This window comes from Pseudomonas sp., from assembly GCF_049645325.1.
Taxonomy (GTDB): Bacteria; Pseudomonadota; Gammaproteobacteria; order Pseudomonadales; family Pseudomonadaceae; genus Aquipseudomonas.
The window spans coordinates 1-9,000 of the sequence record NZ_JBARTQ010000072.1 but is presented as its reverse complement, the minus strand read 5'-3'; the positions used below and the strand labels follow the sequence as shown (position 1 = coordinate 9,000).

Here is a 9,000-nt window from a genome sequence, read left to right as displayed (position 1 = left end):
CATTCCCCTGTGGGAGCTGGCTTGCCTGCGATGGCGGCGCCGAGGCCTTGGATCAGCCCTCGCGCACCATATCCACGTGCGGAATTCCGACTTCCAGGAATTCCTCGCTGACGATCTTGAAGCCCAGTCGCTCATAAAACGGCGCGGCATACACCTGCGCACTGAGAAACTGCTTGGTCTGGCCGCGTTTCTCGGCTTCGCCAATCACCGCGTCCATCAGCTTGTCGCCGACATTCAGCCCGCGCCAGTCCTTGAGGACCGACACGCGGCCAATCTCGCCGGTGGGCAGCAGCCGCGCCGTGCCGATGGGGAAGTCGCCTTCAAACGCGAGAAAGTGCATGGCGTCTGCGTCTTCGGCATCCCATTCCAGCTCGGGTGGAACCGATTGCTCAGCGATAAATACCGCTTCACGAATGCGCCGTATCTCGGCGATATCCTTTTGCCAGTCCGCGACACTTACGTGAATTTTATTCATCGGCAAATCCCAGGCTTCCTTGCTTGACCAGTTCGCACAGCAGGTCGCGACCGTCTTCGTCTGCGAGCCAGGCGCCGAGGTTTTCGGCGTGCAGGGCATCGGCTGCGCACACCAGTTTCAACAGCTCGCGCAGTTTGCCCGGCAGGTAACGGCTCTGGCCGCTGGCGAACAGCAGCACGTCATCGTCCACTTCCGACCAGGCCAGGCGTGCGCTTGGGTTGCGGACCAGAATCGCGCCGTCTTCCAGGCTGCTGATGAAGTCTTGTTCGTCGAGTTCTTCGCCGGCCACCAGCTCCGGGTAGCGCGGCTCGGTCATGAACTGGCCGAACCAGGTCAGCAACATGCGCTCGTCGCTCATGTGCTCAGCCAGCAAGCTCTTCAGGCGGTCGAGGGCGTCGCCCTGGATCTGGTGCGGGTCGCTGACCGGCTGGGCGTCGGCGTCGGTGTAGCGCTCTTCATCGGTCAGGTACTGGCTGAGGAAGTCGGTGAAGTGGGTCAGCACTTCAGCAGCGCTCGGCGCGCGGAAGCCGACCGAGTAGGTCATGCAATCGTCTTCGGCAATGCCAAAGTGCGCCAGGCGCGGCGGCAGGTAGAGCATGTCGCCCGGTTCCAACACCCATTCTTCACTTTGTTCGAATTCGGCCAGAATGCGCAGGTCGGCGTGCTGCAGCAGCGGGCTTTCGGAGCTGCACATCTGGCCAATCTTCCAGTTGCGCTTGCCCTGGGCTTGCAGCAGGAACACATCGTAGTTGTCGAAGTGCGGGCCGACGCTGCCGCCTGGCGCGGCAAAGCTGATCATCACGTCGTCGATGCGCCAGCTTGGCAGGAAGCGGAACTGCTCCAGCAGCTCGGCGACTTCCGGCACGAACTGGTCGACGGCCTGCACCAGCAGGGTCCACTCACGCTCGGGCAGGGTGCTGAAGGCGTCTTCGGCGAATGGGCCGCGGCGCAGTTCCCAAGGGCGCTCGCCGTGCTCGATCACCAGGCGCGATTCGACTTCTTCTTCCAGGGCCAGGCCGGCCAGTTCGTCGGCGTCGATCGGGCTTTCGAAATCAGGGATGGCTTGACGGATCAGCAGGGGTTTCTTCTGCCAGTAGTCGCGCAGGAATTCCCGTGCCGTGATGCCGCCCAGAAGTTGAAGAGGGATATCAGGATTCATGTGTAACCTATTGAAAGAAAGCACTTTTCAGACTGGAATAAAAACGCCCGGCGCGGCCGGGCGTCTCAAGGGGGGCTTACGCTGATCAGATACGCTTGGCTTGGGCCACCGCGTTGCCGATGTAGTTGGCCGGGGTCAGCAGTTTCAGCTCGGCCTTGGCCGCGGCTGGCATGTCCAGGCCATCGATGAAAGTTTGCAGTGCGTCGGAGGTAATGCCCTTGCCGCGCGTCAATTCTTTCAGCTTTTCGTAAGGGTTTTCGATGCTGTAGCGGCGCATCACGGTCTGGATCGGCTCGGCCAATACTTCCCAGCACGCGTCCAGGTCAGCGGCGATTTTCTGCGCGTTGAGCTCCAGCTTGCTGATGCCTTTGAGGCTGGCTTCGTACGCGATCACGCTGTGGGCAAAGCCTACACCGAGGTTGCGCAGTACGGTGGAGTCGGTCAGGTCGCGCTGCCAGCGGGAGATCGGCAACTTGCTGGCCAAGTGCTGGAACAGGGCGTTGGCGATGCCGAGGTTGCCTTCGGAGTTTTCGAAGTCGATCGGGTTGACCTTGTGCGGCATGGTCGACGAGCCGATTTCACCGGCAATGGTGCGCTGCTTGAAGTAGCCCAGGGAAATGTAGCCCCAGATATCGCGATCGAAGTCGATCAGGATGGTGTTGAAGCGCGCAATCGCGTCAAACAGCTCGGCGATGTAGTCGTGCGGTTCGATCTGCGTGGTGTACGGGTTGAAGCCCAGGCCCAGCTCGTCTTCGATGAAGGCGCGGGCGTTTTCTTCCCAGTCGATTTCCGGGTAGGCGGAGATGTGTGCGTTGTAGTTGCCCACGGCGCCGTTGATCTTGCCCAGCAATGGCACGGCAGCGACCTGAGCGATCTGACGCTCCAGGCGGTAGACCACGTTGGCCAGTTCTTTGCCCAGAGTGGTCGGCGAAGCCGGCTGGCCGTGAGTGCGCGACAGCATCGGCACGTCGGCGAAACGGATCGCCAGTTCGCGGATGGCTTCGGCGGTCTGGCGCATCAGTGGCAGCATCACGTCATCACGGCCTTCGCGCAGCATCAGGGCGTGGGACAGGTTGTTGATGTCCTCGCTGGTGCAGGCAAAGTGGATGAACTCGCTGACCTGGGCCAGTTCCGGCAGCTTGGCCGCTTGCTCTTTGAGCAGGTACTCAATGGCTTTTACGTCGTGGTTGGTGGTGCGCTCGATCTCTTTCACACGCTCGGCGTGCTCCAGGGAGAAGTTTTCCGCCAGGGTGTTCAATACAGCGTTGGCCTCGGCGGAAAACGCCGGCACTTCGCTGATGGCGCTGTGACTGGCCAGGCGCTGGAGCCAGCGCACTTCAACCAGAACACGAGCACGGATCAGGCCGTATTCGCTGAAAATAGGGCGCAGGGCCTGGGTTTTGCCGGCGTAGCGGCCGTCAACAGGGGAAACCGCAGTGAGCGAAGAGAGCTGCATGGGGTGTTCTCGGACAGTCGGGCAACGAAATGGGGCGCGTATCATACATGAAAAAATCCGCCGGTCCGTTGCCAACTGACCGGCGTATTACGCGTGAGGCTATAAAAAAGCGGGTTGCTGCGACTTATTCGTTGCGCATCAACGGGTAAAGCTCTTTGAGCAATTTGCGTCGGCTGATCACCAGTTGCCAGCGATGGCCGCCCAACTGTCGCCACAACCGCGCCGAACGAATACCGGCCAGGAGCAGGGCGCGGATTTTCGAGGCGTTATTCGGTTGCTGCAGGTTGCGCATGTCGCCGTGGACCTGAATCCGTTGACGCAAGGTGCTCAAGGTGTCCTGGTAAAGCGCACCACAGGCGGCGATCACGTTTTCGTGCGCCGGGCCGAAGTGTTCAACCTGGGACTGAATCTGCGGCAAACGCTTGCCGATGGTTTCGAGCAGGTCCTCGCGCTTGGCCAGTTGGCGCTCAAGGCCAAGCATCGACAGGGCGTAGCGCAGCGGCTCGCGCTGCAAGGTGCTCGGGTCGCGTTCCAGCGCGCCGATCAGCGCGCGATAGCCTTCACGCAGCGCCAGGTCGTCGCCGCCGTAGACTTCCAGGGTGTCCTTGGGGTCACGGATCAGCAGGCTGCCGAGCATGCAGGTCAGGCCTGCTTCGGTGACCTGACCGGTCTTGGCGATCTTGTCCACCAGCACGGCGGCAAGGAAAACCCCGCCGAGCGCCGTCAACTGCTCCTGGGTCGGACTCATGCCGGGCTGCTCCAGGCTTCGGCGATTTCAATCACGCCGCCGCCCAGGCAAATTTCGCCGTCGTAAAACACCACGGACTGGCCAGGCGTGACCGCGCGTTGCGGGTCATCAAAGGTGGCGCGATAGCCGGTGGCGGTTTTTTCCAGGGTGCAGGGCTGGTCGCTCTGGCGATAGCGCACTTTGGCGGTCAGCCGGCGCGGGGCGCTCAGGTCGATCGGGTTGACCCAATAGATCTCCGAAGCGAGCAGGGCGCCGGAGAACAGCAGCGGGTGTTCATTGCCCTGGCCGACGATCAGTTCGTTGTGCTCCAGGTCCTTGATCAGCACGTACCACGGCTCTTCGCCGGCGTCTTTCAGGCCGCCGATGCCCAGGCCCTGGCGCTGGCCGATGGTGTGGTACATCAGGCCATGGTGGCGGCCGATGACGTCACCGTCGGTGGTTTTGATCTCGCCCGGTTGTGCCGGTAGGTATTGCTTGAGGAAGTCGCTGAAGCGGCGTTCGCCGATAAAGCAGATCCCGGTGGAATCCTTCTTCTTGGCGGTGGCCAGGCCGTGTTTCTCGGCAATCTTGCGCACTTCGGGTTTTTCCAGTTCGCCCACCGGGAACAGGGTCTTGGCGATCTGTTCGCCGCCGACGGCGTGCAGGAAGTAGCTCTGGTCCTTGTTCGGGTCCAGGCCTTTGAGCAGTTCGGTGCGGCCATCAACGTCGCGACGGCGCACGTAGTGGCCCGTGGCGATCAGGTCGGCGCCAAGGATCATGGCGTAGTCGAGGAACGCCTTGAACTTGATCTCGCGGTTACACAGGATGTCCGGGTTCGGCGTGCGGCCGGCCTTGTACTCGGCCAGGAAGTGCTCGAACACATTGTCCCAGTACTCGGCGGCGAAGTTGGCGGTGTGCAGCTTGATGCCGATCTTGTCGCACACGGCCTGGGCGTCCGCGAGGTCGTCCATGGCGGTGCAGTATTCCGTTCCATCGTCTTCTTCCCAGTTCTTCATGAACAGGCCTTCCACCTCATAACCCTGCTCCATGAGCAGAACGGCGGAAACGGAAGAATCCACGCCGCCGGACATGCCGACGATGACGCGCTTCTTTTGTGTGTCAGAAGGGGCTGGATCACGCATAAGGTTTCAACGGGAGTCTTTAAAAAGGACGCGATTCTAGCAGGCTCGGGCGCGCAAGGCTAAAGAGAAGGGCGGATCAATTCGAGACTGTGGCGCATGCCGGCCAGATAATCATCGATACAACGGATGATCAGCTCGCTGCGCCAGTCGTCGCGCAAGGCCATCAGCTCGTCACGCGTCAGCCAGCGGGCGCGCAGGATGCCGTCGTCGAGTGCGTAATCCGGGTGGTGTTTCAGCGCCTTGGCAATAAAGCACACGCGCTGGTAGGTCACGCCATTGCTCGGGGCGGTGTACAGGTAAATACCCACGATGCCGGTGGCTTCAACGTCCCAGCCGGTTTCTTCGAGGGTTTCGCGCACGGCGGCTTCGGTCAGGGTTTCATGCGGATCCAGGTGGCCGGCAGGCTGGTTGAGTACGGCGCGGCCGCCTTTGAGTTCTTCGACCATCAGGAAGCGGCCGTTGTCTTCGACAATGGTGGCGACGGTGATGTGGGGTTGCCAGGTCATAAGTTGCCTCGATTGAAGACGCGATGCGGTCTGTGAGCAAGCCCGCTCTCACTTTTTGATTCGGTTTCTTCAGCAAGAATGCAGTGTCCGCAAACAGAAACCCCGGCGCAAGGCCGGGGCTACTTTGTATCTTTACAACCGTATTGCAATACCGGCGTCGGCCCATTCAAGGGGCGGGCGGCAAACTCTGGCTTTTCAGAACGTCCCGATGGACTGTGGCTCTGGAGACCAGGCCAGCGTCACCTGATTGTCCGCGCCAGGCTGCCATTTTTGTACATCGTATGGGGTGTTTTCGTTGCGAATAACGCACTTCCATTTCACCTGGTCGCCAAGCTTTACATTCGAAAATTTTACCCGGCCCGTCCATTTTGGATAGGCGGAAGGTTTCAGAAGTACGGCATTGGCCGGGTCCCAACTGCCTATCTCAGGTTTGTCCCCAACCACGTAGACGCTATATCCGGGCGTCGTGATGCCGTTATCGCACTGGAAGGTTACGTTGAGAAAATAGGTTGCCTGGACATTCTGGCCGCCGTTGGCTGTTTGCAGCAGTGCAAGCAGCAAGGCGCTCAGCGGCAAAAAATAAGCGATGCGGCGCATTTGAGGTGCCCTCGATTCATTCATGATGATGAGAGCAGCATGGTCTTCAATAGGCGAGGGGGGACCTGTTAGAACTAACAGTGCGTTAGAGTCTTTCGCGATTATTTCACTGCGACATGGGCCTGAAAACACAAACCCCGGCACATGGCCGGGGTTTGTGGTGTCGCCTTACAACCTTACTTCAACTTGGCAATCGCCGCGTTGAGGGTGTTGCTTGGGCGCATGGCTTTGCTGGTCAGCTCAGGGTTCGGCGCGTAGTAGCCGCCGATGTCCACTGGCTTGCCTTGTACGGCGTTGAGCTCGGCAACGATGGTTGCTTCGTTCGCGGCCAAGGTCTTGGCCAGTTCGCCAAACTGCGCTTGCAGGGCAGTGTCTTCGGTCTGGGCAGCCAGGGCTTGAGCCCAGTACAGCGCCAGGTAGAAGTGGCTGCCGCGGTTGTCGATGTTGCCGACTTTGCGCGATGGCGACTTGTTGTTGTCGAGGAACTGGCCGGTGGCCTGGTCCAGGGTCTTGGACAGAACCAAGGCTTTCGGGTTGTTGTACGTCACACCCAAATGCTCAAGGGAGGCGGCCAGGGCCAGGAACTCGCCCAAGGAATCCCAGCGCAGGAAGTTCTCTTCGACCAGTTGCTGTACGTGCTTCGGAGCCGAACCGCCAGCGCCGGTTTCGAACAGGCCGCCACCGTTCATCAGCGGCACGATCGACAGCATCTTGGCGCTGGTGCCCAGTTCCATGATCGGGAACAGGTCGGTCAGGTAGTCACGCAGAACGTTACCGGTCACCGAGATGGTGTCCAGGCCCTTGCGGGTGCGCTCCAGGGTGAACTTCATCGCATCGACCGGCGACATGATGCGGATGTCCAGGCCTTCGGTGTTGTGGTCTTTCAGGTAAGCCTGAACTTTCTCGACCACGACGCCGTCGTGTGCGCGCTGAGGGTCCAGCCAGAAAATGGCCGGGGTGTTGCTGGCGCGGGCACGGTTGACGGCCAGTTTGACCCAATCCTGGATCGGCGCGTCTTTGGTCTGGCACATGCGGAAGATGTCGCCGGCTTCGACGGCCTGTTCCATCAGCAGGTTGCCCTTGCTGTCGGTGACGCGGACTACGCCGTCAGCCTTGATCTGGAAGGTCTTGTCGTGGGAGCCGTATTCTTCGGCTTTCTTCGCCATCAGGCCAACGTTTGGCACGCTGCCCATGGTGGTCGGGTCGAAAGCGCCATTGGCCTTGCAGTCTTCGATGACGGCTTGGTAGATGGTGGCGTAGCAGCGATCCGGGATCACCGCCTTGGTGTCGTGCAGCTGGCCGTCGGTGCCCCACATTTTGCCGGAGTCACGGATCATGGCCGGCATCGAGGCGTCGACGATGACGTCGCTCGGCACGTGCAGGTTGGTGATGCCTTTGTCGGAGTTGACCATCGCCAGCGATGGGCGCGCGGCGTAGACCGCCTGAATGTCAGCTTCGATCTGCGCTTGCTGGTCGGCCGGCAGGGCCTTGATGCGAGCGTACAGGTCGCCGATGCCGTTGTTCAGGTTGAAGCCGATCTGTGTCAGCACGTCAGCGTGCTTGGCCAGGGCGTCTTTATAGAACTCGGCAACGATCTGGCCGAACATGATCGGGTCGGAGACCTTCATCATGGTGGCTTTCAGGTGAACCGACAGCAGCACGCCTTGTTTCTTGGCGTCTTCGATTTCAGCGGCAATGAACGTGCGCAGTGCATTTTTGCTCAGCACGGCAGTGTCGATGATCTCGCCGGCTTGTACCGAGGTCTTTTCTTTCAGGACGGTGGCGGTGCCATCTTTGGCAATCAGCTCGATTTTGACAGCATCGGCTGCTTCGATTTGTACGGCTTTTTCGCTGCCGTAGAAGTCGCCGCTGGTCATGTGGGCAATGTGCGACTTGGAGTCGGCAGCCCAGGCGCCCATTTTGTGCGGGTGCTTGCGTGCGTAGTTCTTGACCGACAGCGGCGCGCGGCGGTCAGAGTTGCCTTCGCGCAGTACCGGGTTCACGGCGCTGCCCTTGACCTTGTCGTAACGTGCACGGGTTTCTTTTTCCGCGTCGGTGGTTACGGTTTCCGGGTAGTCCGGCAGGGCGTAGCCCTGGGCCTGCAATTCCTTGATCGCCGCTTGCAGCTGCGGGGTCGAGGCGCTGATGTTAGGCAGCTTGATGATGTTGGCTTCAGGCGTAACGGCCAGGTCGCCCAGTTCGGCGAGGTGGTCCGCGATAGCCTTGTCGCCCAGTTGCTCGGGGAAGCTTGCGAGGATGCGCGCGGCGAGGGAGATGTCGCGGGTTTCCACGGCAATATCAGCGGAAGCGGTGAAGGCCTCTACGATAGGCAGCAGTGAATAGGTGGCGAGGGCCGGGGCTTCGTCGGTGAAGGTGTAGATGATCTTCGAGCGGGTGGGCATATTCGGATTAACTCTCTTCTTTGCTGAAAGCGTGCGCAGAAACTCGAGATGCGCCGGGTAGAGCGCGTTCGTTCAAAGTCATCCATGAGCGAAATGTCGAGGTTTCTTCGCGGTGATGTTGGGTTGCATCAGTCGAGCGTCAAGCGGGTGGACTATTGTAATAGTCCTGCTTTCTAGCTGAAGGCGTCTATTTAGAGCGGTCAGCCGTCGTGACTCTTGGGTCAGCGGCGGCATTATACATAGGTCACTATGCTTACGCCGAGCCTTCATACAAAAGGTGTGTCGTCCATTGGTCTAAAGGTCGCAGGGGGCCTTACACCGCCAAGCTTGCACGATGTGCTCAAGATTGGCGATTTTGCCTTTTCTTTCAGGCTTGTAGGCGACTGAATGTGCTGTTTTCGACGCAAATGAGCGTGGCGTGAGGTTTCAGTCGTCATTTATCTGGAGTAGGCTCGAACGCAGCCCGAGGTTTCAACCACAAACGGAGTTCAGCATGGGATACCAGAAGATTCAGGTTCCGGCAGTCGGCGAAAAAA

8 protein-coding genes are annotated in these 9,000 nt (G+C 60.1%); all 8 read right to left on the bottom strand.

Annotation, left to right across the window (positions count from 1 at the left end):
* Positions 1 to 52 precede the first annotated feature (52 nt).
* Positions 53 to 475 carry a GNAT family N-acetyltransferase gene (locus tag WBB95_RS03080; RefSeq protein WP_424486241.1) on the bottom strand — a complete coding sequence of 141 codons (423 nt, stop codon included), beginning with the start codon at positions 473 to 475 and terminating at the stop codon, positions 53 to 55.
* Positions 468 to 1,634, bottom strand: a complete 1,167-nt coding sequence (locus WBB95_RS03075) for a JmjC domain-containing protein (RefSeq protein WP_424486240.1) — start codon at positions 1,632 to 1,634, stop codon at positions 468 to 470. Before WBB95_RS03075 ends, WBB95_RS03080 begins: the two co-directional genes overlap by 8 nt.
* An 85-nt stretch (positions 1,635 to 1,719) precedes the next feature.
* The gene (purB, locus tag WBB95_RS03070) at positions 1,720 to 3,090 is read right to left on the bottom strand and encodes an adenylosuccinate lyase (protein ID WP_424486239.1); all 1,371 of its coding nucleotides are present in this window, start codon (positions 3,088 to 3,090) and stop codon (positions 1,720 to 1,722) included.
* Between the two features lie 124 nt (positions 3,091 to 3,214).
* Complete coding sequence (gene hflD / locus WBB95_RS03065) at positions 3,215 to 3,838, bottom strand: high frequency lysogenization protein HflD (protein WP_424486238.1); 624 nt, start codon at positions 3,836 to 3,838, stop codon at positions 3,215 to 3,217.
* On the bottom strand, positions 3,835 to 4,959 hold the full coding sequence (gene mnmA / locus WBB95_RS03060) for a tRNA 2-thiouridine(34) synthase MnmA (RefSeq protein ID WP_424486237.1): 1,125 nt from the start codon (positions 4,957 to 4,959) through the stop codon (positions 3,835 to 3,837). Before mnmA ends, hflD begins: the two co-directional genes overlap by 4 nt.
* Before the next feature lie 59 nt (positions 4,960 to 5,018).
* Complete coding sequence (locus WBB95_RS03055; RefSeq protein ID WP_424486236.1) at positions 5,019 to 5,465, bottom strand: NUDIX hydrolase; 447 nt, start codon at positions 5,463 to 5,465, stop codon at positions 5,019 to 5,021.
* 195 nt (positions 5,466 to 5,660) lie between these two features.
* Positions 5,661 to 6,062, bottom strand: coding sequence for a carbohydrate-binding module family 20 domain-containing protein (locus WBB95_RS03050; RefSeq protein WP_424486235.1), 402 nt, complete (start codon positions 6,060 to 6,062; stop codon positions 5,661 to 5,663).
* A gap of 176 nt (positions 6,063 to 6,238) precedes the next feature.
* On the bottom strand, positions 6,239 to 8,464 hold the full coding sequence (locus tag WBB95_RS03045) for an NADP-dependent isocitrate dehydrogenase (protein ID WP_424486234.1): 2,226 nt from the start codon (positions 8,462 to 8,464) through the stop codon (positions 6,239 to 6,241).
* Positions 8,465 to 9,000: the final 536 nt, after the last annotated feature.